The following is a 23,094-nucleotide window of genomic DNA, read 5'->3' on the forward strand; positions in this document are numbered from 1 at the left end:
GCTCAGCGAAGCCTCAGCCCCATGGCTCTGATCCCTCCAGGATCGAGCAGAAATCCCTGCGACTTGATCGCGTCTAAGGCCTGGACCGGTGCGGAAATGGAAATGCTGCATCCCGGCAGGTCGCGACGCAGGCACGCCAGGGATCGATGCACGAGCGCCTTGAGCAGCTTGGGCTGATCCTCTCCAGGGGCCGCGGCCAGATTCCAGAGGTTGGCATTGAGGGCCTGATCGCTGGTGGCTCGGACGAATCCGACCAGTCGCTGCTCTTCCTGATCCAGGATGCAGAGATGCCAGAGGCTGCGTTGCAGCGCCAGGGGCCAGCGTTCCACTGGATGCGGTTGGTCACCGCACGCCTGCAACAGCGCGTTGATGCAGGCGCCATCGGGAACATGTTCCATGCTGAAGCGGTAGCGCTCCGGCAGGCGTGGGACGGCAGCTTGTTGGCGAAAAGGAAGTAGTCCCACTTAGCCGGTGTTGCGCATGCCGGCGGCGATGCCGTTGATGGTCAAGAGAGCGCCGCGAAGCAGTTCGCTCCGGCTGTAGGTGCGTCCGTCTCCATCGCTGGATGACTCACTCATGGGCGGCTGGCGGTTCTGATCCCTCAGCCGCTTGAGCAGAGCCACCTGGAGGAAACCGAGCGGCACGATCGTGCGGTTGCGCAGGCCAACGGAGAGCTGCAGAGCGGGATCGGCATCCAGCAGCCTTTCCTGCCGAGTGATCTCCAGCACCAGGCGTCTAGTCAGGCTGTATTCCTCAGCGATGGTGGTGTAGATGCGCTCGAAAGCTTCACGATGCTCGGCGCTCCCGAGGCTGCTCACGTAGTGGCGGGCCAGGTCGAGATCCACCTTGGAGAGAGTCATCTCCACTTTGGAAATCAACATGCGGAAGAACGGCCAGCGCTGGTGGAGCGTGCGCAACAACGACAGCTGATCCGGATCAGCCTCCAGTTCCTCGCTGAGCGCGGTTCCGACTCCGAACCAGCTGGGGAGGAGGAAGCGGCTCTGGGTCCAGCCGAACACCCAGGGAATGGCGCGGAGGCTGGAGAGATCTCTGGCCCCCGATTTGCGTCGCGCGGGTCGACTGGAGATCTGCAACTTGCTGATTTCTTCGATTGGGGTCACCTGTTCGAAGAAGGCCACGAGATCGGGGTTGTCGTGCACCAGGGCTCTGTAGTGACGCCTGGAACACTGGGCCAACCGTGCCATCAGGTCATTCCAACTGGGCGTTGCATCCAGTTGATTGGTCACCAGACTGTTCTGCACCACCGCGGTGGTGACGGTTTCGAGGTTGTAGAGCGCCAGTTCCGGCAGGCTGTATTTCGAAGCCAGCACCTCACCCTGCTCGGTGATCTTGATCCGACCCTGCAGGGTTCCGCTGGGCTGAGCCAGGATCGCCTGGTAAGCAGGGCCGCCTCCGCGGCCAACGGAACCGCCACGGCCGTGGAACAGGCGTAAGGCCACGCCGTTGTGGGAGGCCAGATCCTGCAGCGCAATTTGGGCTTTGTGAATTTCCCAGTTACTGGAGAGGAAGCCGGAGTCCTTGTTGCTGTCGGAATAGCCCAGCATCAGTTCCTGCAGCGGCAGGCCTTGGCCACCCACCCGCGGCAGCAGATCTCGGTAGAGCGGGGTCTGGAACAACTGCTCCATCACCTCTGGGGCCCGCTGGAGATCCTCAACGGTCTCGAACAGGGGAACCACCAGCAAATCTGCGTGGCCGGCGGAGGGATCCACCAAGCCGGCTTCCTTGGCCAGCAGCAGTACTTCCAGCAGGTCGGACACGCTGTGACTCATGGAGATCACATACGTGCGACAGATGCGGCTGCCGAACTCGTCTTGAAGGCGATGCAGCATCCGGAACACATCCACGGTTTCCGCAGTGGTGGCGGACCAGTCCACGGAAGGGGGAATCAGTGGCCGTCTTGTCTGCAGCTCCTGCAGCAGCCAGGCGACCCTCTCGTCTTCATTGAGATCGCCGTAGGCCTGATCAGGGTTCAGATAGCGACTGAGTTCGTCGAGGGCATCGCTGTGCCGGGTGCTTTCCTGACGGATGTCGAGACCTGCAAGGGAGAACCCGTAGATGTGCACCTGAGTCAGCAGGGTGTCGAGGGGTTCACAGGTGAGATCCGTGCTGACAAGGCTGGTGCGGATTAGCTCGAGATCGCTACGGAATTCAGCGACCGATCCGTAATGCAGGGCTTCGCTGGGTTGTGCATCTGGAGGGCAGGGCGCGAGGCCATCGGCAGGCGCGCGCCAGCCGGCATCCGCCAGCTGATCGTTCCGCAGTTGCGTGAGGCGCAGCCGTTCCAGCATGAAGCTGAGCTTGAGTCGGTAGGGCTCCAGGCGATAGCGAGTCGCGCGTTCCTCATAGACCTCTGGAAACCGCAGTCGGTCCATTTCGAGCGACTCCAGCAGCGGTGCACTTACCTGACTCCATTGCATGGAGATGCTCAGCTGGTCTCGCAGGTTCTGAACCGCGTTGACGTAGCGGTCCAGCATCAATTGACGCTGATAACAGGCCGTGCGCCAGGTGATGTCGGTGGTCACCGAGGGGTTTCCGTCTCGGTCGGATCCAACCCAGGAGCCAAAGGTGCAGAACGAAGAAGGCGGCAGCTGCACATCCGGGTAGCTGCTTGAGAGCGCCGTCGAGAGACGCCGCCGCAGCTGAGGCATGGCATCAAACAGCACCTGCTGGAAGTAGTGCAGGGCGTAGTCCACCTCATCCAGCACCGAGGGCTTGAACTGGTGCAGCTCATCGGTTCTCCACCAAAGCCGAATTTCTTCTTCCAGCTGCAGACGGATGCCGGAGGCTTCGGATGGGCTGGTGTCGGTTTTGGCTTCCAGTTGCTGCAGCAGGCTGGCAACACGCCTCTGTTTGTGCCGCACCGTGTGACGCACGATCTCGGTTGGGTGAGCCGTGAACACCAGTCGGATGTCCAGTTCCTGGAGAAGTGTTTCCAGCTGGTTGGGTGGGACGTTCAGGCGGCGCAGCCGTTCAAACAGCTCGCAGAACGTGGCGGGTTCGGTCTGGGTCGCGAGCGGTGGAGCGAAAGGGTCGATCTGGTCAATCAGTTCTTGGGAGCGGACAATGCTCTCCAGGTAGCTGTCTTCCTCGATGCGTTGCTCGAGAATGTTGACCAGCTGGAAATAGAGCGAGAACGCACGGGCTGCCGCAATCGCTTCGGACAGGTCCATGTCGCGGATGAGCGACGCCACGCCACCGCTGTTCTGGTCGCTGCTATCCGGAACGCCAGGGTCGCTGAGCTGCTTCATGCGCAGCAGCCGTTCGGCTTGATCCGCAGGACACTCGCTGCGTAGCACTGTCTGCCAGAGATCCTCCACAAGGGCCAGTCGCTGCTGAAGCAGCTGACCGTTACCGGGGCACTCGGAGACCTCCGCCCTGGGCTGATCGCTCGCAGGAATCGTTGCGGAGGATGAGGACATGGACAGCGGGCTGGGATCGGAAGTCGTCATGATCATCCCAAAGCGCGTTCAGCCGAGACACAAACACCACGCATCTCTTCGTCCCGCATGGCGCTGATACTGCCTCTCAGCATCGCTTCAACTGTTTGTCCGCGATGAATGCCATCCAGCCAGCGCATGGACTGATTGCCGTTCATCAGAATGGATTGAAGCGGTTGAAGCTGCTCATGCAATCCCAGCTCATGGGCGAGTGGGGTCACCGAGGCAATCAGTTGCTTGAGCCAGTCTCGGCAGGAGCGCTCATGGCCGTCATGCCAGTCACGGAGCGTGGCTTCGAGGCTTGACTGCGCCGCGGCCCGGTCGTTGTCCATGCTCAAGAGTTCCAGATCTTCAAGGCTGAGGCTGCTGCTGTGCAGAGGGTCATGGGTCTGGGGGTCACGCAACACCTGCTGCACGCGCAGTTCAAGCAGAGCGGTCACGGCCAGCAGCACTTCGGGATCTGTAATCAGATCACAGATGCGCAGTTCCAGTCGGTTCAGCTGATGGGGGCGATCCGGTCCATTGGCACGAACCGATGTCCACAAATGTCGAACGTTGTGCATGGTGCCGGCATCGATCTGGGCTTCGGTCCAGGAGATGAAGTGCTGGTGATCGCGGAAGAGCGGCACGCGGGCTGGTGTCAGGGGGAATTGCAGCCATCGCTGGGAATGGGCGCCAGTGACCTGGCCGTTCAGGAAAGGCGAGCTGGCACTGAGCGAAAGAAGCAGCGCGGCTTCACAACGCACGAGACGCAGAGCTGCGAACAGGTCATTCGGGTCGTCAATGCCCAGATTGACGTGAACGCTGGCCGTGACCACCGCGGTCCCATAGGTGGCCTCAATCAGGGCGTGGTACGGGTTATTGGGATCGGAGCGTTCGAAATGCTGGGTGTCTCCGAGGCTCAGCGTGCTTCCAGGCAACAGCGTGAGGTCCTGATCCATCAGCCAGCGGCGGAGTTGGCGTCGTGGTGACAGCAAGGCTTCCGAAAGCCCTTCGTAGTCGGCTTGGGGAGCCGTCACGTACTCCAGATTGCGATGGTCCGGCTCCGTGACGAACCCTGTCAGCTCTTGTTTGGCACGTGCCGCAACGCCGACATTGCGCCCGTCTTCACGGCCGGTGAACAGCTCCACTTCGAATCCCTTCAGCAGGCGATCACTGCTCATGCCTGGGAATCCTCGAGACAGGCCAGTGCCGTCAGCATTCCTCTGGCTTTGTTCAGAGTCTCCTGGAACTCCGATTCAGGTTGGGAGTCAGCGACGATTCCAGCTCCTGCCTGCACATGCAGTGTCCAGCCGCCACTCTCTTTGGGCTGAACCACCATGGTTCGAATCGTGATGGCAGTGTTCAGGGCACCGGCGAGGTCAACGGAGCCATACACGCCGGAATAAGGACCTCGGGCATCAGGCTCCAACTTGTGAATCAACTGCATGGCACGGATCTTTGGAGCGCCGCTCACGGTGCCGGCAGGGAAGGACGCCATCAGCAGATCCCAGATGTCCTTGCCTGGAGCCAAGCGCCCTTCCACTTCGCTGACGATGTGCATCACGTGGGAATAGCGCTCGATCACCATCAGGTCTCCGACGGAGACCGAGCCTGGTGCGCAGACTCTGCCGAGATCATTGCGACCCAAGTCCACGAGCATCACGTGTTCGGCACGTTCCTTGGGGTCGGCAAGCAGGTCGGCTTCAAAATTGCGGTCTTCCACCGGGTTCGCACCACGGGGGCGGGTGCCCGCAATGGGACGGAGCACGGCACGGATCCCGCCTTGATCAGGCTCCGCCTTGACCATCACTTCCGGGCTGGAGCCAATCAGCTGCCAGTCGCCGAAATCGAAAAAGGCCATGTACGGCGATGGATTGATCATCCGCAGACTGCGGTAGAGATCCAGCGGAGGGTGGCTCACATCCGCACTCAAGCGCTGGCTGATCACCAGCTGGAAGGCATCCCCTGCAGCGATGTGCTCCTTGGCGGTATCGACGGCTTGATGGAAGTCCTCTCGCGTTCTGTTGCTGGCCGTCGTGGGTGAGTTGCCACGATCCGGCAACCAGTTCAAGGGTCGAACGGGAGGCAGTGGTGCCGCCATGCGTTCACGCAGGGCATTGATTCGCGCCATCGCGCTGTCCCAGGCCTCTTCAGGGCTGGATGAAGCGCCACGCTCACCACTTAAATCGCCGTAGGCAACGGCGGTGATCAAGCGTTTCACCTGATCGAAGATCAAGATGCTGTCCATCAGCATCCAGACGCCATCAGGGGGCGATCCGTCCGCCGGTTGGTGAACGGGAACTGTGGGTTCGATCCAGCGGATCAGTTCATAGCCCCACATTCCATACAGCTGGCCGAGGGGGGGGAGGCCGGGAAGTGAGGTCGGGATATAAGGACTGAGGCAAGCACGCAGGCAGTCAAAGGGATTGCCCGAGAAGGTCTCCCGATGACCATCGCGCCACACACGCTGCAGGCCTTGGGGCCCTGCCGACAGTGTCCAGAGCGGGTCACAGGCCACCACACTCCATCGACCAAGCGTTTCACCGCCTTCAACAGATTCGAGCAGAACACCTGGAGGTCTCCCGTCGCCAACCTTGAGCCAGGTGGTGAGTGGCGTTTCCAGATCCGCTGGCCAACTACAGGCGACGGGGATCAGGGTGGAACCCGATTCGGCGGATTCCAGGAAAGCTTTGCGGTCGGGACTGAGCATGTCGAAATCGTCAAAACCGACCGCAGACCATCATGCCGGGTGATTGCCCGGCGTGATGGCTGGGTGATTAGGCGATCAGGAGTCGAAGGTGTTGCGACCGCTGAACTTGATTTTGGCGGGATCGGTGTTCTGACCGATGCGACGAGCGTTGTGCCCCACCATGGAACGTCCCTCGTTCACTTTTTCGGGGAAGACGCCGTCTGCAGGATGCAGGAACTCGGTGTCACCACCAGGGAAGATCCGATAAATCTTGTAGTCCTCGATCCGGGGCTTGAACTTGGTGCGGAGCTGGGTTCCGAGCGCCAGGCATTGCTCTTTACGAGCGAAATACATGATGTTTTCGCCTGAGTTCATCATGGCTGCCCCGCCAGTGGGGAGTTCGAACGCCTGGTCAGCGTTGCTGCTCCAGGTGATCGCATACTTCTCTTCCGTCTCAGCGGAGTTCAGAAGGCCGCCGGTGCTGCCAATGAACTGTGGAAGCTGTCCTGTCAACGCCGTTGATGCCATGGCTGTCCTCGGGAGATCGGAGTGCCGATATGGCTGGAAAGTAGCAAATGATTTGGTGCGAAATCCTCTTCCGGCAAGGACCTTCACACCCGTCAACAATGACTTGCGATCGGAAAGAAAACGGTCAGTCCTTGATCCCGGCGCTGAGTGAGGCGACCACCCAGTCGTTCGAGCAGGTCTCGAGTGGCGTTCTGGCTGAGTTGCAGGCCTCCTGTGCTCGTGTTCCAGCTGAGTACGGGGCCCAGTTGCTCCTGTGAAAGGTTGTCGCTCTCAAGGCTCTCGAGTTGGTCGGGAGTTCGACTGAGCAGCTGCAGTTTGAGCTTGGCGCCAGCGGGTTGCAGGGTGAGCGTGAGGCTGCTCCCCGCCGGCAGCCCGCGACTGCAGCGATCGATCAGGCCGCCCAGCATCGGTTCCAAGCGTCCAGGGTCACTCAGAACTGGAGACAGATCCTGCTCAATCTTCAGCTCAAGGGTTAGTCCGCGGCGTTGAAGTTGTTGTTCCCAGCCTGGAGCGAGTGTCTGCAGCATCGCTCCAAGGTCGGTGCGCGCAAGGGCAGAGGGGCTTTCGGGTTGTCGCTGGAGTTCGGCAGCCTGAAAGATCAGCCCGAAGCGGTCGATCTGTTCGCTGCATTCGGTGTCGATCTGAGAGAGGCGATCCAGCACCTGCTCCGGCAGGTCTCGCCGTCTCAGCAGGGAGCGGATCAAGGTGCGAATCGTGGCAAGAGGGGTGCGCACCTCATGGGTGATCGCTTCCAACAAGGACAGCTCTGCATCGGCTTTGTCCGCGTTGGATTCAGCCCGCGGCTGATCTGAGCCGAGATCGCTGGCGCGGGCTGCCTGCAGCGTGACGGTCGGAACCATGCCCGCCAGTCGCTCGGCCAGCTTCGGCCAGAACTGCATCGCAAGATCGCTGCTGCTCTGGAGAGGGCCCAGGAGGCGAATGGCCTGTTGGAGATCGTTGGCCTGGTCTGGCGCATCACGGCGCAGTCGCTGCTCCACGAGGGTCAGCACCTGGCCAAGGACGTCTGGCTCACTGCGCATCAGCAGCTGACGTTGGCCTTCTGCGCCGTAGAGCGCGAGGGCGACCTGCAGTTTCCCTGTGATCACGATCAGCAACGGGTCTTGACTGTCGGAGTCTTGAAGGGGCAAGCGCTGGAAGTGGTTGCAGGATGCGGCCGCTTCCGCCTCTGCATCAGGTTTGTGTCGTCGATCGGGCGGAAGCAGCGTCGACCTCTCAGCGGCGTGCAAGGCATCGAGGGCCTGCGGTGCCCAGACCCAGCCCTGAAACCGTTTCAGCAGGTCCGGTGAATAGAGGGCCGGAAGCGGTGCTGCCAGCCAGACTCCTCCGCTGGCATGCCCGTCGGATCCGAGAAGTTCCTGAAGCACTTCCAGGGCTGCCCACCAGAGTCGGCGGGCATTGGAATCGTTGGCGTGTCCCTCAGGAACATCCGCGGCCATGCAGGCATGGATCGACTGCAGCAGCGGTGTGGAGTCTTTCAACGGATCAGGGCCCGTCTGGATCGTCTCGCCACTGAGAGACAGAGGCCGAGGGCGATGAAGTTCACGACCATGGCGCTGCGCCCGTAGCTCATGAAAGGGAGAGGAATGCCTGTGACGGGGCCCAGGCCGATCGTCATAAAGATGTTCACCACAATCTGGAACATCAACATCGTGGCAACGCCGATCACTGCCAGAGATTCGAAGTCGGTGCGAGCTTTCCCTGAAATCTGCAGCAAACGCCCCATCAGCAGCGCGAAGCCGACAACTACCAAGATCGTTCCTAAAAAGCCCATTTCTTCGCCCAGTGCACTGAAGATGAAATCAGTGTGTTGTTCGGGAATGAAGCGCAGCTTTGTGAGTTGCCCTTGCAGCAGGCCTGTCCCAAAGAGTTCTCCGGAACCAATCCCCACCGTGCTTTGTAGGAGGTGATAGCCACCACCCAAAGGGTCCTTGGCCGGGTCGAGAAACAGCACGAGTCGATCGCGCTGATAATCCTGCAAGCCGTTTTGCCAGAGCCATGGAGTTACGACTGCAGCTGCGCTTTGAATCGCCAGAACCAAAGCCAACGCTGTTTTTTTCCAGGGAAGAGATCGGTAAGCGATCGCCAGGGTGAGCGGAATCCAGAGGGCCAGGCCCCAGGGGAACAGTCCTGCCACCAGCGCTGTGATCAAAGGTGAGAGCAGCAGAATGAGCCACTCAAACGGCATCCCTGACCAATAGAGCATCGTGAGCAGAAGCGCTCCGAAGACAAGCGATGTTCCTAGGTCGGGTTGGATGAAGACCAGGAACCAGGGAATCGAGATCACGCCCAAAGGACGCAGCAGGTCGACTGGGCGTTCCACCGGGTGCCGATCAAGCACAGCTGCCAGTAAAAGAATGGCTGACAACTTTGCAAATTCCGAGGGCTGAATGTTGAAAGGTCCGATGCTGATCCAACGTTGGGCACCAAGGGCTGTAACCCCGATCATTCGAACAGCGATCAGGCTGATCACTGTGAAGATGTAGATAGGAAGCAATAAAGGCTTTAAACGCTCGAGCCTTAATTTGGCTAAAGAAAGTGCAATAAGGATGCCAAAAACAGCTGTCACAAGCTGCGACAACCACAGCTGGGTGTTCATGAATCGAAGAAGGCCTGTGAAGCTAAGGGAGAATGAAGACAATCCTTCCAATGCTTCTTGGCGCTCGATGCTGAGGATTAAAAAGCTGGAAATTGTCACCATTACGAGTGGCACACCCCAGAGAATCCAGTCGCGCTCTCGACCCTGCCGTTTCCCTGGCCGTCTGACCAAAGGCTGTCCGTTGAGGCCCACTCCGGACACCATGATCAGCGTTTCTCGATCACCGTCGGTGTCAGTCGCTCCGCTAGCTCGAGGAAGGTGCGAGCACTCGCCGAGTTGGGATGGGCCAGGGTGATGGGCTGACCTTGGTCGCCTCCTTCTTGCACGAGCATTTCCATGGGGATTTGTGCGAGCAGAGGTACGTCGAAGGCGTCAGCAAGGGTTTGGCCGCCGCCGCTGCCAAACAAGGCATAGCGCTTGTCGGGCTGATCCGGGGGAATGAAGGCACTCATGTTCTCGACGACGCCCAGCACCGGAATGCTCATTTGGCGGAACATCGCCAGGCCGCGGCGCGCATCCTGAAGAGCCACCTGCTGGGGCGTGGTGACGATCACCACGCCTGCCATCGGGACGGCTTGCGCCAGAGAGAGTTGGGCATCGCCCGTGCCGGGAGGAAGGTCCACCACCAGCACATCCCGCTCGCCCCAGTTCACCTGGTAGAGGAATTGGCGGATGATGCCGTTAAGCATCGGACCTCGCCAGATGACCGGCTGGTTCTCTTCGATCAGTAAACCCATCGACACCATGGCCACGCCGCAGGTTTCGATCGGCTGCATCGACTGGGTGTCACCACTGCCACTCACTTCAGGGGTGCGATCGGCGACGCCGAGCATGGTTGGAGCGTTGGGGCCGTAAATGTCGGCATCGAGCAGGCCCACCCGCAGACCTTGGGCCGCTAAGGCGCACGCCAGGTTTACGGCGACGGTGCTTTTGCCTACGCCGCCCTTGCCGCTGCTCACGGCGATCACATGGCGAACCCCTGGAATGGATTGCCGCTCCGCAACCTGCCCATGGCCAGCCTGGCCGATGCCGCCCTGGGACGGAGGTTGGCCAAGCTCAAACTGAACGTCATCAATGCCTTCCAGCTGCAACAGCCGTTGCTTGGCTGCGCTGACGATCTGATCACGCTGGCTTTGTGCGAAGCCAGGCAGGTTGAGTCGGATGACGGCTCGAGGGGGTGCCACTCTGACCTGATCAAGCCAGCCCAGCTCCAGCAGTGAGCGCTCGCTTCCAGCATCGCGGAGGTCGCTGAGAGCCTGCGTCGCCTGTTCTGCTGTGGTCATGCATCCCTTTCGATGGGCTGGATCCTAGGGGCGCTTCCCATGACAGTCCTTCACACCCACTTGTCGGAGGTGGGTCTCTGCTGAAAAGGTCAGAGGAATTCTGTCCTTCTCAAAATGGTCCGTTCCCTGCTGAAGCGTGTGAAGGGCCGAGTACTGGGTGGTGGATCGTCGTCCCCCGCAGTCCCTGCTGGTGAGCGACCGCCAGCCGACTCTCGTGAGCGCGCCCGCGCTTTGGTGATGGGTTTGCAAGACGAGATCTGTGCCGGCTTGGAACAGCTCGATGGTGTCGGCCGTTTTCAGGAGGAGAGCTGGGATCGTCCCGAGGGTGGTGGTGGCCGTTCCCGTGTGATGCGTGAAGGCCGGATCTTTGAACAAGGCGGCGTGAACTTCTCCGAAGTTCATGGCCAGGAACTGCCTCCTTCCATCCTCAAGCAGCGCCCCGAGGCGAAAGGGCATCCATGGTTTGCCACCGGGACCTCGATGGTGCTGCATCCCAGGAATCCCTTCGTCCCCACCGTGCACCTGAATTACCGCTACTTCGAGGCAGGTCCGGTGTGGTGGTTTGGCGGTGGAGCGGACCTCACGCCCTTCTATCCCTTTCTTGAGGATGCCCGGCATTTCCACCGCACCCACAAGCAGGCTTGTGACTCAGTCGATGAACGGCTTTACCAGGTATTCAAGCCCTGGTGTGATGAGTACTTCTTCCTGAAGCACCGTCAGGAAACCCGCGGGATCGGTGGCATTTTTTACGACTATCAGGATGGTTCAGGTCGGCTGTATCGCGGTCAAGATCCTGAAGGCCCAGCAGCCATCAAGGCCGGTGAAATCGGATCCGTAACCCTGAACTGGGAGCAGCTCTACGCTCTCGCCCAGGCCAACGGCAAAGCATTCCTGCCCGCCTACACCCCAATCGTTGAGAAGCGCAATGGCCTGGCTTATGGCGATCGTGAGCGGAACTTCCAGCTCTACCGGCGTGGTCGCTACGTGGAGTTCAACCTGGTTTGGGATCGGGGAACGATCTTTGGCCTCCAGACCAATGGACGGACTGAATCCATCCTGATGTCGCTTCCACCTCTGGCTCGCTGGGAGTACGGCTATCAGGCGCAGGAAGGGTCTCGTGAAGCCTTGCTTACGGATCTGTTCACCCGTCCACAGCACTGGTTTGATGACCCATCGTTGGAGGAGCGCTGCCGTCCTCATCAGGCCGTCGACTGATCGTTGGCTGCGGCTTTGGGGGTGTCGACCCCCAGTTGGATCGCTTCAACAATCCGGTAAGCCAACGCTGTAATCACAGCGTCACGGCTGATCGGATCACGCAATTTGGCCTCCAATGCTCCTTCCAGCTTCCCGATTTCCAGGATGCTGATCCCCCGCTTGGGAGCGCCAAGTCCTCCGCGAAAGCGAAGGGGATAACGACCGAAATTCAGCGCCAGGCTTTCATCGATCCGGGTTGCAGGGCTGCGCAGATTCGGAATCAGTCCCGATCCGACGCCGTGTTTGCCGTAAGCATCGAAATGGATCTCCACGGCGTAGCCACCGCTGTCGTGGTGACGACGGCCGACGGACCAGTTGGTGTCGGGATCCTCCGGGTTCGGAATGCTGATTCGCTCGGGTTCGTAGCCGCTGATGTTGAGGCCCCGTGCCTGACCTTCCGCGACGACCGCGTCACGGACGCGACGATTCCAGAACAGTTCATCGCGCATGCGTGGATCCATGGGTGGGGCCCCACGTCGGTCGACGGCCGCGCCGGAGGTTCCGGCACCCTCGATGCCCTGTGAATCGGCATGTCCAGCCAGCACAAGGATGGGGACGTCGGATGGATGCCGCCGGCGACCTGTCCAGGATGCGGGTTTGGAAGCTTGGACTCCTGTCAGGGGGTCAACGGTCAGCAGGTGCGGAGTGTCGGCAGCTGTGGCCAGGCTTGCCAATGCAGCCATGCCCGCTGCGTTGAGAGCGGTGATCAGTGCCAGCCGCCGCTTCTGCATGGTCAGATCGGGGAAGAGAGCAATGCCCCGTCGCTGGCCAGTTCCAGCGACTCGGCCAGGTCCAGCTCAAGGGCAATCAGCTCATCGCGATGGGCGCGCAGACGCAGTGTGCTGCCATCGCGGGGTGCGGGTTCAATCAGCCGAATCTGAATTTCTTCGGTGCGCCGTGACCGGCGGGTGTAGATCAAGCCAGCTAGTGGGCCGAGTGCAGCAAGCAGCAGAGGCCACCAGCTCAGTGCTGGGTTCACCTGGCGGACGACCAGGCCGAGGCTGCCTGCTCCAACGGTTCCCAGCAGGGACAGCAGCACCGCCAGAGGGATGCTGCTGTCCACTTGGCCTCTGTATGCCAGGACGCAACGTTCAGCATCACCGCCCTGCTGACTCCAGCCGCGCTCTTTGAGCCATGCATCCAACCCCTCGAGCACCTCAACGGGTGGACGAGGAGAATGCACCTCCACGATGGTGGTGCGGTCTTTGCTGGCTGCTCTCAGGAAAAAGACAAGGCCGATGCCCAAGAGCACGGTGAGCAGCAGCGTGGATGTCTGAGGCGATGGCATCCGTTGCTGCTTGAAGGATCTGACCGTTCTAAGTGGTCAGGGGGCCATGCTCGTGCAGCCAGCGGTGCCAGGGCTCCATCAGACGCTCCGCTTGCCCTCTGGCGTCCTGATGCAGGTGCAGCATGCGCCGTGGTCTGCCTCGGCTCGGGCAGCGCTTCGTGTAGGAATCGAGCATGTCTTGGCGCTCGAGGAAGTCGACCGCCTGATGCAGGACGGTCTCGGACAGCCTCAGCTGAGGATGATCGTTCTGCAGGCGATGAAGCAGTCCGGAGGGGTAGCTGTCATCTTGCAGAAGGCAGGCCAAAACCCAGCAGACGGCCAGCTCGAGATCGAGGAACAACGGGGGCGGCTGCTGGAAGTAATGCTCGATGTCTGCAAGGCAGGCGCGCGCGGGTTTCCGTTGGGTGAGCATGAGAATCTGCTGTCTCAGTTGTGTCTAACCTCGTCTCATTCTGATTTTCAAGCGTCCAGTTAAAACTCATTCGCTGGGGTTGTGGCGTCAAAGTGGGGATTGGTTGGCCTGCTCCCTGCTCCTCTTCTATGGCTGAGATTCCCAATGAACCCCGTGCCTTCGCTGTCTTTGACGGCGATCTGGATCAGGATTGGTTTGATCGGTATGCGGGGGCTCAGGCTCTTGCGGTCGACACCGAGGCGATGGGCCTGATTCATGGTCGGGATCGGCTCTGTTTGGTGCAGATCTGCGACGACAACGATCAGGTGGCCTGCATCCGCATCGCGCGTGGTCAGGCTGATGCGCCCCGGTTGAAGGCCTTGATGGAATCCCCTTCGATTGAGAAGGTGTTCCACTTTGCCCGTTTTGATGTGGCGGCCCTGGCCTCCGGGCTTGGGATTCGGGTGAATCCCATTTTTTGCACGAAGGTGGGTAGTCGCTTGGCGCGCACTTACACCCCCCGGCACGGCTTGAAAGACCTCGTCAACGAGCTGGTGGGTGTGGAGCTGGACAAACAAGCCCAGAGCAGTGACTGGGGCCGCGTCGATGAATTGAGCGACGTGCAGCTGGCGTATGCCGCGAACGATGCCCGCTACCTGCTGCCGGCTCGGCGGCAGCTGGAGATGATGCTTCGCCGTGAGGAGCGCTGGGAGCTGGCGGAGCGCTGCTTCGCCTGCATCCCAGTGATGTCGGATCTGGATCGCTTCCGTTTCATCAACACCTTTGAGCACTGAGACTGGTCGCCAACGGGAGCCCGGTTGGCAGGCTGCTGTTGGCCTCAGTCTTCGAGCATGAAATGCTCGTCTTTGGGATCCGCTTCGAGCAAGCGATCCAGATTTGTTCCGGCTGGAGTCTCCGCTTGATCAGCGCGGGCTTCATCCAACAGTTTTTGCGCCATGGCTCGGCGGCTTTCCACGTCCCTGGCTCCATCCCGTGCCGCTTGTTGATCCACGCGTCGTCTGGCTGATGCCTGGCTGATGCTCAGCAGGCTGGCCAGTTCCGCGCAGAGCCTCAGATAGTCGCGGTCCTGGATGGCAGCCATGGCGAAGGGAAGGAAGGTTGTGCTTGGGAATACAGCTCCAGTATCAGCGTTCAGGTGCAAGCTGTTGGATCACCTGCTGTGCAATGGCATCGCTGCCGCCGGCCGAGCCCATTCGTTGGCGCCCAACGCGTCCCATCTCTTGCCGCAATTGTTGGTTGTTCAACAGTTGCCCCAGGCGGCGACTCAGCTCGTCTTCGGAGCTGCAGATGCGCACGGCGCCCCCAAGTAAGCGACTCTGGCGTTTGGCAAACCCCCGGGTGAACTGGGGCCCGCGACCTGGCAGGGAGAGGGCGGGAATTCCAAGTCCCACCAGTTGCTCTGTGGCGGTGCCGGCGGTGGCGACGCCGGCTTCTGCCCAGCCTGCCCACCGGCCGAAGCGTCCTGGGCCGAGCAGCAGCAGTAGCGGTCCACGAACCCAGCATTCGGTGGCTTCGAGGTCGACACTCGGCGGTGGACAGTTGCGGAAGCCCAGGTCATCGAGGAGTGGGTGCAGGTCTTGGTGTGAGGGTGACGAGCCCGTCGCGGCCAGCACGGCCACAGGCACCGAGCTGGGCAAACAGATCAGGGCGCTGAGCAGCCGACGAAAATTGCTCAGTGCTTCGGGCATCCGGCTTCCGCAGAGCAAGAGGATGCGTCGGCAGCGTTCAAGGCTTTGAGGTGCTGGTGTCAGACACAGTCCATCCATCATTGGGTTGCCGGGACTGTCCGCGTTCACGCCATGGCGCCGTAGCCCTCTGGCCGTGAGCCTGTCGCGCACGGCAACCAGCCTGCAGAGCCGGCGCTTCATCAGGTGCCATTCCCAGGGATCCCATTCACTCCCTTTGAGTGCGTGGTAACGATCGCTTAGGGCGCGCCCAGGGCCGCTGGTCCAGGTGAAATCACTCTTCGGGGTGCCGATGAAGCCAAAGGGCAGGCCTGAATTCCAGGCCATCAGTAGTGGCAGCAGATCCCCCACGGCGAGGATTCCTGCAAGGTCCTGGCGCGACTTGCGCAGGCTGCGCCACTGCCGCCAGGTGAGGAGTGGAAGCCCGGCGAGTAGGTCTGCAAGAAGTGCCCGCAGGCTTTGGTTGCTGAACCCACCACTGGGCAGGCGGGCACCCGGGCCGACCCGCTGCAGCCACCCTTCCTGCTCGGCTGTTTGAAAGCAGCGCCCCTCGCCCACCAGTGGCAAAACCTTGAGCCGCCACGTCGGCTGCCGTCGATGCAGGGCCTCGAGAATCTTGAGGGCGATCAGATCCTCACCGTGTCCGTTGCTGACGACCAGCAGGGCCGGGGCGGTCTCGCTGATACGATCCGCCAGTGGAGCGCCAGCGCTCCGGACGGCGGCATGGCCAAGTGGTAAGGCAGAGGATTGCAAATCCTTTATCCCCAGTTCGAATCTGGGTGCCGCCTTCGTCATCTTCTGATCACTCGCAGGTTCAGAGCGTTGCTTCTGCACGAATCTGCCCTCCATTGGGTCCGACGGCCGAACAGCGGATTGTGTTGTCTTCGCGCGCGCAACGGCCGTCTTTGGCTGGCCAGGCTTTCGGAACGCTGACGGCAAGGCCATCGTTGCTGTAGCGGGCCACGGACACGCTGTTCACCGGGCCGGCCCAGCTTGGGGCTTCCAGCGCACAGCGACCGAGCTGACAGCGCAGCGGAACGATTGCATCTGCATCCGGTAGCGCGACCACAAAGGTCAGGGTCTCGATGGAGCCTGGCTCCTCTCCATCGCTGAAGAAGTGAATGCTCAGTACGGATTCGGTGCGTCCATCGATTTGCACCCGCCAGCAGCGTTCGCTGGCTCCGCCCGACGTCGTCTTCAGACAGTTTTTGCTCGCGGTCTCGAAGCGACCTGTGAATGACTCCAGTTCGGCTTTCGCCATGCCAGGCAGCATGAGCCCCACGCTGAGAGTTGAGGCGACGGCCGTTCGCCGGAGCAGCTTGCATGAACGCATGGGCTCAGTATTCGTTGTCGGCCACGCACATGCCCATGCAGCGGATTCCATTGTTGGCCGTGCGTTGGCAATGCGGACACAACACGCGATCGCCAGGACTCAAAGCATCGTTGGTCTTGTCATCGATGGGAGTCGGTGCTGGTTCGGCAGCGGACACAGACATCACTTGAGACGCTTTCCAGCGATCATGGCGTGGAGCGAACCAGGCCGGTGTGACAGGAATCGGATTCGGCACGTGGTCGTGGGGCAATCAATTGCTGTGGGGATATCGCCCTGGTCAGGATGACCCGGAGCTGAAGGCAACGTTTTCAGCGGCTGTCGCAGCCGGTCTTCGGCTGGTGGATACGGCGGATTCCTATGGGACAGGGCGCTTGAATGGACGCAGCGAGGCCCTGCTCGGTCAGTTCCTGGCTGAGATGGAGCCAGCAGCGTGCCGGCAGATGACTGTCGCCACCAAGCTCGCACCCTTTCCCTGGCGTCTAGGGCGTCGAGGTTTGGTCAAGGCGTTTCAGGCCAGTCGTCAGCGTCTGCAGGGCCGACTCGACAGGGTCCAACTGCACTGGAGTACGGCCCGTTACGCCCCATGGCAAGAGCTGCCTCTGCTCGATGGTCTTGCCGATCTGGTGGAGCGGGGCGAGGTGCGAGAACTCGGGCTGTCCAACGTGGGGCCCCGCCGACTTCGTGTTCTGCATCGCCGGCTTGCGCAACGTGGCGTCAAGCTGGCCAGTGTGCAGGTGCAGTTTTCGCTGCTTGCTCCAGAGCCGTCACGACCGGGTGGCATTCTCGAAGTGTCACGGGACCTCGGTGTCGAGGTGCTGGCGTACAGCCCTCTTGCGCTTGGGGTTCTGGCCCGGCCGTCGGGTTGGGCTCCCCAGAGCGACACGGTGTTGCGTTCAAGCCTCTACCGACGTCTGCTGCCTGGTTCCGAAGTCTTGCGTCAGGCCATGGCCGCGATCGCTGCGGCACGAGGTGTCACTCAGATGCAGGTGGCGCTCAATTGGTGCCGCGCCCATGGAGCCTGTCCGATTCCCGGTTTTCGTCGACCATCCCAGGTGGTGGATGCTCGGCAGGCTCTCAACTGGATGCTCACAGAGGACGAGCGACGTCAGTTGGATCAGCTCAGTTTCGAGTCGGCCGTGAGGATGCCGGACAACCCGTTTCAGAGCGCCTGATCGCTGGGCTCAGGATCAGGGCTCACGACCACCGGCAGGCTTGAGGCCTGAGGCTGCAAGGAAACCACCTTGAGTGGGGGTTTTTCGTCTTTAACCGCTTGGTCCGCACTGTTTTCGCAGGCCGTGAGAGCTTCTTGCAGCAGGGAGTCGAACGTGGCGCCGGGCAACCGGTGCCGCGCGATCTCAAGGAAGGTTCGGGGCAGAGATTCGCCCGCTGCCATGCGAATGGCTGGGTTGTCCCTGCGCTGTTGTTGTTCGTCTTCAATCGCCCTGAGGAATCGATGCGTGACGTCTCGTTTGGTACATGCCTTGATCAGGGTGTCCCGGTCACCCTGCATCTGCTCTAGTTCGGTGATGCGTCGTTCAAGGCTGACCAGGACTTCTGCCGCCTCTTTGCTGATATTGGCGAGCTGCCCATCGGCCAGAAAGGGCATATCGGCGACAAACACTTTGCCGTGATCTTTGAGTGCCAGGAATGTGGGCCTAGGACCACCCTGTCGTTGGGGGCCGTTCTTGTCGTAACCAATGGGGGCTGGACGTCGGGGAGGCGTTGGACCTGCCGATGAACGACGTCGAGTTGTGCGCTGCTGCGGCCTATCGAATGGCATGTCTCTAAGACGTATGTGACGACGCTTGGATCGACAACGTGCCGATCAGTCTGTGTCGACGATAACGAGGGCACTCGATCCCAGAGCGTTTTCTCTGAAGGCTGTTGGAGATTGTTGGACGAGGGTTCGCTCAGGCTGGCAATCCGCGAACAGGCGTGTTGTCACTGCCATTCGCTTCGCAGATGCTGCCGATGGTCCAAGCCTGGAAACCGCTGGCTTCGCAGCATTGGACAGTGCTTGCGACTGCCGTTTCGGGAAGCACCAGGCAATAACCAATCCCGAGATTGAAGGTGTGCCAGAGATCCCGTTCCTGAATCTCGCCCGCGCGTTGAAGCCATTGGAACAGCTCCGGTCGGGGCCAGCTCTCAGCAGTCACGTCAGCGATCAGGCCAGCAGGCAGGCACCGCGGCAGGTTCTCGGGAATCCCTCCTCCAGTGATGTGGGCCATGGCGTGAATGGGGGTTCCCTGGCCGAGGAGATCTTTCACCAGTGCTCCATAAAGATGTGTCGGACGCAGGAGGGAGTCGATCAGTAGTGCGTTATCCGGTCCGAAGCGGGTTTCTGCGCTTGCGTCATTGGCTTCAAGAATTTTTCGCACCAGGCTGAAGCCATTGCTGTGAACGCCGCTGCTGCTGATCCCAACAATGCGATCACCGGCCTGGACGCCCTGTCCGTCAATGACGGCATCTTCGTCGACAACGGCAACGCAGAATCCGGCAAGGTCGTAGCGACCCGGCGGATAAAAACCGGGCATTTCAGCGGTTTCTCCCCCGAGTAATGCGCAACCGCTTTGGCGGCAGCCATCGGCAATCCCTTCAACCACGGTGGCCATGGCGTCCGGGCTCAGGGCACCGGTGGCCATGTAGTCGAGAAAGAAGAGCGGTTCGGCGCCACTCGTGATCACATCGTTCACGCACATCGCCACCAGATCGATGCCGACGTTGTGATGGGCCTGGTGCTCCTGAGCTAACTCCAGCTTGGTGCCCACTCCGTCGGTTCCCGAGACCAGTAAGGGCCGTTTGATTCCTGCAGGCAGGCGGATCATGCCCCCGAAGCCGCCGAGACCTCCCACCACCTCCGGTCGGTGGGTCGCTTCCACCCCGGCTTTGATCCGGTTCACGAAGGCACGCCCCGCTTCAACATCCACACCGGCGGCTCGGTAATCCATTCGCAGCAGCAGTTCTCACCTGATCCTCTCCCCTCGTGGGCGCCATGGCTCGATCGAGGGGTGTGGCGGTGGATTAGCCGGCCCCGGCCTCATTAACAGGGCTTGTTGATTGGATTGTGCTGGCTGATGTTTCCTGCTTCTTCCTGCGGGCCATGCATCCCTGTGGCAGCAAGCGCTGGGACTTGATCACAGCTTTGAGCCTGAGCACATCGCTGATCGGATCGCGCTTGGCAATAGCACTGAGCATTTTTACGGTCATATCGCTTTCGATTGCTCAGGTCAACGGCCAGACGTCCTCAGGTTTTGACGACGTCGTGATCCAACCGCAGCCGTCCAACCGCCAGCTATGGCTCGACTCCTTCCTTCGGCCGCTGCATTTGCAGCAGTTTCACTCTCTGCAGTGGCGCTGTTCCCTGTTTTCGCGCGGGACCTTGAGGGTTTCGAATTCACGGATCCGCTCGATCTGGTGATTCCTGCCGAGCCTGCTGCTGCCATTGAGCCTTCTGCTCCCAGCCTCGAACCCGCAGCCCCTGTTCTTGAGCCCGCTGATCAGTCGGACTTGGCCATCGTCGAGCCCCAGGAGGTTGCGCCGGAGTCCTTGCTGCCAGCGCCGCCACCTCAGCCGACAGGTCCCGTTGTGGTTTCAACCCACTCTGGTGAAGCCAGTTGGTACGGCCCTGGCTTCTACGGCAACCGCACTGCCAATGGTGAGGTGTATCAGCCAGGCACGATGACAGCTGCCCACAGAACACTCCCTTTCGGCACCCGCGTGCGTGTGACCAACCTCTGGAATGGTCGGATTGCTGTCGTCCGCATTAACGACCGAGGGCCTTTTGTCGGTCATAGGGTCATTGACCTTGGCCATGGCGCTGCCCATGAGCTGGGCCTGGTCAGCAGTGGCATTGCTCAAGTCCGTCTTGAGGTGCTCCGCTGAGTCTCCGCGTACTGCGCAATCTCGCTGAGCTGCGTGCTTGGCGTGCCTCACGGCAGGGGCCCGTGGAGTTCGTGCCCACCATGGGTGGTCTTCATCACGGCCACGCCAGCTTGATTCGATCAGCACGGGTTGATGGCCCAGCGGCGGCGTCAGTGCTGGTCAGCGTGTACGTGAATCCGCTTCAGTTCGGAGAGGGAGAGGATTTCGAGCACTACCCCCGCACACTCGCGTCGGATTGTGATCTGGCCGAGAGCGCCGGGGCGGATGCAATCTGGTGTCCTGATGATGTTCAGATCTACCCCGAGGGCCTTGCCAATGGCTGGAGGCTGACGGCCCCATCAGCGCTGCAATCGAGGCTGTGCGGACCCTGGCGACCAGGCCACTTCGATGGCGTGGTCACCGTCGTCACCCGTTTGCTTGCCTTGGTGCGTCCTGATCAACTTTGGTTGGGAGAAAAAGACTGGCAACAGCTCACCATCTTGCGTCGGATGGTGGCTGACCTCGGTCTGCCAGTGCGGGTAAGGGGCTGCGCCACGGTGCGAGAGGTCGATGGTGTGGCAGCCAGTTCGCGCAATCAATATCTCGCTCCTGCTGAGCGCCTCAAGGCCTCCGAGCTGTCTGCAGTGCTCCGGGAGGCTTCGAACGACTTATGCGACGGCGATCAGAATCTGAATGCTGTGTTGTCGGAACGCAGGCGGCAACTTCATCAGGTCGGTTTCAAGGTGGAGTATGTAGAGGTCGTCCATCCAGCCACACTGCAGCCGTCGGCTTCCCCTCGATCGCTGCGTCTGCTCGCTGCTGCAGTCCAGTGCGGTTCAACCCGACTGATTGATCACGTCTTCGTTATGACCCGTTCTCCCATCGTTGCCATTGACGGTCCTGCCGGTGCTGGTAAGAGCACGGTTACCCGGGCATTCGCCGAACGATTGGGTCTGCTTTATCTCGATACCGGTGCGATGTATCGCGCGGTGACTTGGTGGGTTCAACAGCAGGGGTCTGATCCTGCTGATGAATCAGCCGTGAAGGTCCTTCTCGACGGTCTGGAGGTTGATCTCTCCCCTTTGAAGAATGGAGTGCAGACCGTTCGCGTCAATGGCAAGGATGTGACCGATGCCATCCGAGATCCCAAGGTCACCGGCTCGGTTTCGCTGGTGGCTGCCCATCCCTGCGTTCGGGAGCTTTTGACGCAACAGCAGCAGCGGCTCGGTGAACGAGGCGGGCTGGTGGCCGAAGGCCGCGACATCGGGACGGCTGTGTTCCCCGATGCCGAGTTGAAGGTGTTTCTCACGGCCACACCGGAGGAGAGAGCCCGGCGCCGTGCCAAGGATCTTGAGGCCCGCGGCCATGCCGTTCCCGATCTCGCTGAGTTGGAAGCGCAGATCGTCGAACGCGACAGGCTCGACAGCACCCGTGCGGTGGCACCACTGGTTCAAGCAGAAGATGCCACGGAAGTGATCACCGATGGCATGTCCATCGAAGCGGTGATCGATGCATTGGAAGATCTCTTCCGGTTCCAGGTCGCTGAAGAGGTCTGGCCAACGCCGGCACGGGATTGAGTTCAGGGTTGACGTTCACTGCCTGCGCTTGCTGGCAGCAGCTCGTCAAGCAGCGCTGTGCAGGCATCGTCAAGGAGGTCGAGCACATGCTCAAATCCCTCATCGCCTCCGTAATAGGGATCAGGCACCTCCGTTTCGTTGAAGTGCCTGGCGTAGCTGAGCATGGGGCGGATCTCAGCGGAGGCTTGAGCTCCGGCTTCCTTGGCCAGGCTCGTGACAGCTGCAAAGTTTGCATCGTCCATGGTGAGCACCAGGTCAAACTCAGCCAGATCGCTGAGCTCGATCTGGCGGGCGCGGCTGGGTAGGTCGATGCCGCGCCGCTGGGCTGCAGCCCGCATCCGTCGATCGGCTGGGTTACCCACGTGCCAGCTGCCGGTGCCGGCTGAGTCGACCACGAACCGGTCACTCAGGCCTCGCTCCTGCAAATGATGCAAAAACACTCCCTCGGCAGCGGGAGAACGGCAAATGTTGCCGAGACACACGAACAGCAGCTTCTGAGTCATCGCTTTGACACGCGGAGCAGAGCCAGATCAGCCCTCTGTCGCACCACCCTGACAGGCTCCTCGACCGATGCCAGTTGTTTCAGAACAGTCATCGCCTTGGTTTGAAGCAAGGGCGTGATGACGTTCGAGATCAGGCGTCGTTCCAGGCCATAGGCCGCGGCGTAACGGACGACCCATTCGTCATCTACACCGGCGTGCAGAAGGCCCTCACAGCAACGCACGAGTTGATCGTCTTGGTTCAGCAGGTCGAGGTCCAATTCGGCGAGGCCTCGTGTCGCAGACCGACGCACGCTGGGGGCAATGTCGGCTCGCAGGGCGTGATCGAGCAGGTCGAGACCACGTGGATCCCGCAGAGCGGCCAGCGCCTTCACTACCCATGCCCGAGCTCCGTAATTGCCTGTGTCCATGCTTGTGAGCAGGTCAGGAACGACTGCTCGGCCCAACGCAATCAGTCCTTGCGTTGCAATCGCTGCCACGGCCGGGTTGTTGTAACTCAGCACCTTGATCAGTGCCGGTGCCGCGTTGGCGTCGTTCAAGGCACAGATGCCCCGGGTTGCCTGAACAAGTTCGGGCGTTGATGTGGCCCGGTCGAGTTCCAGCACAGCAGTGGTTAAGTCAGTCATG

The 23,094-nt window shown here is 60.9% G+C and carries 25 protein-coding genes and 1 tRNA gene; 7 read left to right on the plus strand and 19 right to left on the minus strand.

Features of this window, described 5'->3' with window-relative positions; all coding sequences use genetic code 11:
* Positions 1–2 precede the first annotated feature (2 nt).
* The 8 genes from SynNOUM97013_RS02340 to SynNOUM97013_RS02375 form a co-directional block, all read right to left on the minus strand.
* A complete protein-coding gene (locus tag SynNOUM97013_RS02340; RefSeq protein ID WP_186480615.1) occupies positions 3–464 on the minus strand; it encodes an N-acetyltransferase in 462 nt (153 codons plus the stop codon).
* Positions 465–3,476 (minus strand): phosphoenolpyruvate carboxylase, encoded by a 3,012-nt coding sequence (ppc, locus tag SynNOUM97013_RS02345; RefSeq protein WP_186480616.1) that lies wholly within the window; start codon positions 3,474–3,476, stop codon positions 465–467.
* Positions 3,473–4,621 (minus strand): glutamate--cysteine ligase, encoded by a 1,149-nt coding sequence (gene gshA, locus SynNOUM97013_RS02350; protein WP_186480617.1) that lies wholly within the window; start codon positions 4,619–4,621, stop codon positions 3,473–3,475. Before gshA ends, ppc begins: the two co-directional genes overlap by 4 nt.
* Positions 4,618–6,150: an anthranilate synthase component I family protein gene (locus SynNOUM97013_RS02355; protein ID WP_186480618.1), complete on the minus strand. Its 1,533-nt coding sequence runs from the start codon at positions 6,148–6,150 to the stop codon at positions 4,618–4,620. The genes gshA and SynNOUM97013_RS02355 overlap by 4 nt, the downstream gene beginning before the upstream one ends.
* A gap of 75 nt (positions 6,151–6,225) precedes the next feature.
* Positions 6,226–6,657, minus strand: coding sequence for a photosystem I reaction center subunit II PsaD (locus tag SynNOUM97013_RS02360; protein ID WP_186470104.1), 432 nt, complete (start codon positions 6,655–6,657; stop codon positions 6,226–6,228).
* A 92-nt stretch (positions 6,658–6,749) separates the two neighbouring features.
* Positions 6,750–8,156, minus strand: a complete 1,407-nt coding sequence (locus SynNOUM97013_RS02365; RefSeq protein ID WP_370586439.1) for a sensor histidine kinase — start codon at positions 8,154–8,156, stop codon at positions 6,750–6,752.
* Positions 8,153–9,478, minus strand: a complete 1,326-nt coding sequence (rodA, locus tag SynNOUM97013_RS02370; protein WP_186480619.1) for a rod shape-determining protein RodA — start codon at positions 9,476–9,478, stop codon at positions 8,153–8,155. The genes SynNOUM97013_RS02365 and rodA overlap by 4 nt, the downstream gene beginning before the upstream one ends.
* A 2-nt stretch (positions 9,479–9,480) precedes the next feature.
* Entirely contained in the window at positions 9,481–10,557 is a 1,077-nt protein-coding gene (locus SynNOUM97013_RS02375) for an Mrp/NBP35 family ATP-binding protein (protein ID WP_186480620.1), read from the minus strand.
* Positions 10,558–10,671: 114 nt separating this feature from the next.
* Between SynNOUM97013_RS02375 and hemF the strand changes: the two genes are divergently transcribed.
* The gene (gene hemF / locus SynNOUM97013_RS02380) at positions 10,672–11,772 is read left to right on the plus strand and encodes an oxygen-dependent coproporphyrinogen oxidase (protein ID WP_186480621.1); all 1,101 of its coding nucleotides are present in this window, start codon (positions 10,672–10,674) and stop codon (positions 11,770–11,772) included.
* Here the strand turns inward: hemF and SynNOUM97013_RS02385 are convergent.
* The 3 genes from SynNOUM97013_RS02385 to SynNOUM97013_RS02395 are packed head-to-tail and all read right to left on the minus strand — an operon-like array spanning position 11,757 to position 13,511.
* Positions 11,757–12,542, minus strand: coding sequence for an N-acetylmuramoyl-L-alanine amidase (locus SynNOUM97013_RS02385; protein WP_255442902.1), 786 nt, complete (start codon positions 12,540–12,542; stop codon positions 11,757–11,759). The two genes, hemF and SynNOUM97013_RS02385, sit on opposite strands and share 16 nt — an antisense overlap.
* Before the next feature lie 2 nt (positions 12,543–12,544).
* Positions 12,545–13,099 (minus strand): cofactor assembly of complex C subunit B, encoded by a 555-nt coding sequence (locus SynNOUM97013_RS02390; protein ID WP_186480622.1) that lies wholly within the window; start codon positions 13,097–13,099, stop codon positions 12,545–12,547.
* 28 nt (positions 13,100–13,127) lie between these two features.
* On the minus strand, positions 13,128–13,511 hold the full coding sequence (locus SynNOUM97013_RS02395) for a helix-turn-helix transcriptional regulator (RefSeq protein ID WP_186480623.1): 384 nt from the start codon (positions 13,509–13,511) through the stop codon (positions 13,128–13,130).
* Between the two features lie 128 nt (positions 13,512–13,639).
* Between SynNOUM97013_RS02395 and SynNOUM97013_RS02400 the strand changes: the two genes are divergently transcribed.
* Entirely contained in the window at positions 13,640–14,284 is a 645-nt protein-coding gene (locus SynNOUM97013_RS02400; protein ID WP_186480624.1) for a ribonuclease D, read from the plus strand.
* Between the two features lie 44 nt (positions 14,285–14,328).
* On the opposite strand, the gene SynNOUM97013_RS02405 is transcribed toward SynNOUM97013_RS02400, so the two are convergent.
* Positions 14,329–14,592 carry a hypothetical protein gene (locus tag SynNOUM97013_RS02405; RefSeq protein WP_186481371.1) on the minus strand — a complete coding sequence of 88 codons (264 nt, stop codon included), beginning with the start codon at positions 14,590–14,592 and terminating at the stop codon, positions 14,329–14,331.
* A gap of 43 nt (positions 14,593–14,635) precedes the next feature.
* Entirely contained in the window at positions 14,636–15,859 is a 1,224-nt protein-coding gene (locus tag SynNOUM97013_RS02410; RefSeq protein WP_186481372.1) for a lipid-A-disaccharide synthase-related protein, read from the minus strand.
* Here SynNOUM97013_RS02410 and SynNOUM97013_RS02415 point away from each other — a divergent pair.
* Together SynNOUM97013_RS02415 and SynNOUM97013_RS02420 are read left to right on the plus strand one after the other, a co-directional pair.
* On the plus strand, positions 15,794–15,934 hold the full coding sequence (locus SynNOUM97013_RS02415; RefSeq protein ID WP_186481675.1) for a hypothetical protein: 141 nt from the start codon (positions 15,794–15,796) through the stop codon (positions 15,932–15,934). The two genes, SynNOUM97013_RS02410 and SynNOUM97013_RS02415, sit on opposite strands and share 66 nt — an antisense overlap.
* Positions 15,914–15,984 (plus strand) — tRNA-Cys (locus SynNOUM97013_RS02420). The genes SynNOUM97013_RS02415 and SynNOUM97013_RS02420 overlap by 21 nt, the downstream gene beginning before the upstream one ends.
* A gap of 26 nt (positions 15,985–16,010) precedes the next feature.
* Here the strand turns inward: SynNOUM97013_RS02420 and SynNOUM97013_RS02425 are convergent.
* Both SynNOUM97013_RS02425 and SynNOUM97013_RS02430 read right to left on the minus strand, forming a co-directional pair.
* Entirely contained in the window at positions 16,011–16,529 is a 519-nt protein-coding gene (locus tag SynNOUM97013_RS02425; RefSeq protein ID WP_186480625.1) for a hypothetical protein, read from the minus strand.
* A 4-nt stretch (positions 16,530–16,533) separates the two neighbouring features.
* Positions 16,534–16,692 (minus strand): hypothetical protein, encoded by a 159-nt coding sequence (locus tag SynNOUM97013_RS02430; RefSeq protein ID WP_186480626.1) that lies wholly within the window; start codon positions 16,690–16,692, stop codon positions 16,534–16,536.
* A gap of 49 nt (positions 16,693–16,741) precedes the next feature.
* Between SynNOUM97013_RS02430 and SynNOUM97013_RS02435 the strand changes: the two genes are divergently transcribed.
* Positions 16,742–17,701 (plus strand): aldo/keto reductase, encoded by a 960-nt coding sequence (locus SynNOUM97013_RS02435; RefSeq protein WP_186480627.1) that lies wholly within the window; start codon positions 16,742–16,744, stop codon positions 17,699–17,701.
* Here the strand turns inward: SynNOUM97013_RS02435 and SynNOUM97013_RS02440 are convergent.
* On the minus strand, positions 17,689–18,309 hold the full coding sequence (locus tag SynNOUM97013_RS02440) for a histidine phosphotransferase (protein WP_186480628.1): 621 nt from the start codon (positions 18,307–18,309) through the stop codon (positions 17,689–17,691). The genes SynNOUM97013_RS02435 and SynNOUM97013_RS02440 overlap by 13 nt on opposite strands.
* 130 nt (positions 18,310–18,439) lie before the next feature.
* Positions 18,440–19,477 (minus strand): phosphoribosylformylglycinamidine cyclo-ligase, encoded by a 1,038-nt coding sequence (gene purM / locus SynNOUM97013_RS02445; protein WP_186480629.1) that lies wholly within the window; start codon positions 19,475–19,477, stop codon positions 18,440–18,442.
* A 346-nt stretch (positions 19,478–19,823) separates the two neighbouring features.
* Between purM and SynNOUM97013_RS02450 the strand changes: the two genes are divergently transcribed.
* Together SynNOUM97013_RS02450 and SynNOUM97013_RS02455 are read left to right on the plus strand one after the other, a co-directional pair.
* On the plus strand, positions 19,824–20,411 hold the full coding sequence (locus SynNOUM97013_RS02450) for a septal ring lytic transglycosylase RlpA family protein (RefSeq protein WP_186480630.1): 588 nt from the start codon (positions 19,824–19,826) through the stop codon (positions 20,409–20,411).
* A 62-nt stretch (positions 20,412–20,473) separates the two neighbouring features.
* A complete protein-coding gene (locus tag SynNOUM97013_RS02455) occupies positions 20,474–21,967 on the plus strand; it encodes a bifunctional pantoate--beta-alanine ligase/(d)CMP kinase (RefSeq protein WP_370586440.1) in 1,494 nt (497 codons plus the stop codon).
* 2 nt (positions 21,968–21,969) lie between these two features.
* Here SynNOUM97013_RS02455 and SynNOUM97013_RS02460 read toward each other — a convergent pair whose 3' ends face one another.
* Together SynNOUM97013_RS02460 and SynNOUM97013_RS02465 are read right to left on the minus strand one after the other, a co-directional pair.
* Entirely contained in the window at positions 21,970–22,470 is a 501-nt protein-coding gene (locus tag SynNOUM97013_RS02460) for a low molecular weight protein-tyrosine-phosphatase (RefSeq protein ID WP_186480631.1), read from the minus strand.
* On the minus strand, positions 22,467–23,093 hold the full coding sequence (locus SynNOUM97013_RS02465; protein WP_186480632.1) for a HEAT repeat domain-containing protein: 627 nt from the start codon (positions 23,091–23,093) through the stop codon (positions 22,467–22,469). The genes SynNOUM97013_RS02460 and SynNOUM97013_RS02465 overlap by 4 nt, the downstream gene beginning before the upstream one ends.
* Position 23,094: the final 1 nt, after the last annotated feature.

It is taken from the genome of Synechococcus sp. NOUM97013 (assembly GCF_014279815.1).
GTDB lineage: Bacteria > Cyanobacteriota > Cyanobacteriia > PCC-6307 > Cyanobiaceae > Synechococcus_C.

Bases quoted from the DNA above. Each gene is read 5' to 3' on its own strand.
- SynNOUM97013_RS02405 (WP_186481371.1), bottom strand. From the start codon at position 14,592: ATGGCTGCCATCCAGGACCGCGACTATCTGAGGCTCTGCGCGGAACTG.
- SynNOUM97013_RS02385 (WP_255442902.1), bottom strand. From the start codon at position 12,542: ATGCAGAAGCGGCGGCTGGCACTGATCACCGCTCTCAACGCAGCGGGC.
- purM (WP_186480629.1), bottom strand. From the start codon at position 19,477: ATGGATTACCGAGCCGCCGGTGTGGATGTTGAAGCGGGGCGTGCCTTC.
- ppc (WP_186480616.1), bottom strand. From the start codon at position 3,476: ATGATCATGACGACTTCCGATCCCAGCCCGCTGTCCATGTCCTCATCC.
- SynNOUM97013_RS02450 (WP_186480630.1), top strand. From the start codon at position 19,824: ATGGCTCGACTCCTTCCTTCGGCCGCTGCATTTGCAGCAGTTTCACTC.
- SynNOUM97013_RS02425 (WP_186480625.1), bottom strand. From the start codon at position 16,529: ATGCGTTCATGCAAGCTGCTCCGGCGAACGGCCGTCGCCTCAACTCTC.
- SynNOUM97013_RS02390 (WP_186480622.1), bottom strand. From the start codon at position 13,099: ATGCCATCGCCTCAGACATCCACGCTGCTGCTCACCGTGCTCTTGGGC.
- hemF (WP_186480621.1), top strand. From the start codon at position 10,672: ATGGTCCGTTCCCTGCTGAAGCGTGTGAAGGGCCGAGTACTGGGTGGT.
- SynNOUM97013_RS02400 (WP_186480624.1), top strand. From the start codon at position 13,640: ATGGCTGAGATTCCCAATGAACCCCGTGCCTTCGCTGTCTTTGACGGC.
- SynNOUM97013_RS02415 (WP_186481675.1), top strand. From the start codon at position 15,794: ATGCAGGGCCTCGAGAATCTTGAGGGCGATCAGATCCTCACCGTGTCC.
- SynNOUM97013_RS02360 (WP_186470104.1), bottom strand. From the start codon at position 6,657: ATGGCATCAACGGCGTTGACAGGACAGCTTCCACAGTTCATTGGCAGC.
- SynNOUM97013_RS02430 (WP_186480626.1), bottom strand. From the start codon at position 16,692: ATGTCTGTGTCCGCTGCCGAACCAGCACCGACTCCCATCGATGACAAG.
- SynNOUM97013_RS02460 (WP_186480631.1), bottom strand. From the start codon at position 22,470: ATGACTCAGAAGCTGCTGTTCGTGTGTCTCGGCAACATTTGCCGTTCT.
- SynNOUM97013_RS02465 (WP_186480632.1), bottom strand. From the start codon at position 23,093: ATGACTGACTTAACCACTGCTGTGCTGGAACTCGACCGGGCCACATCA.
- SynNOUM97013_RS02440 (WP_186480628.1), bottom strand. From the start codon at position 18,309: ATGCCATTCGATAGGCCGCAGCAGCGCACAACTCGACGTCGTTCATCG.
- SynNOUM97013_RS02395 (WP_186480623.1), bottom strand. From the start codon at position 13,511: ATGCTCACCCAACGGAAACCCGCGCGCGCCTGCCTTGCAGACATCGAG.
- SynNOUM97013_RS02355 (WP_186480618.1), bottom strand. From the start codon at position 6,150: ATGCTCAGTCCCGACCGCAAAGCTTTCCTGGAATCCGCCGAATCGGGT.
- rodA (WP_186480619.1), bottom strand. From the start codon at position 9,478: ATGGTGTCCGGAGTGGGCCTCAACGGACAGCCTTTGGTCAGACGGCCA.
- gshA (WP_186480617.1), bottom strand. From the start codon at position 4,621: ATGAGCAGTGATCGCCTGCTGAAGGGATTCGAAGTGGAGCTGTTCACC.
- SynNOUM97013_RS02375 (WP_186480620.1), bottom strand. From the start codon at position 10,557: ATGACCACAGCAGAACAGGCGACGCAGGCTCTCAGCGACCTCCGCGAT.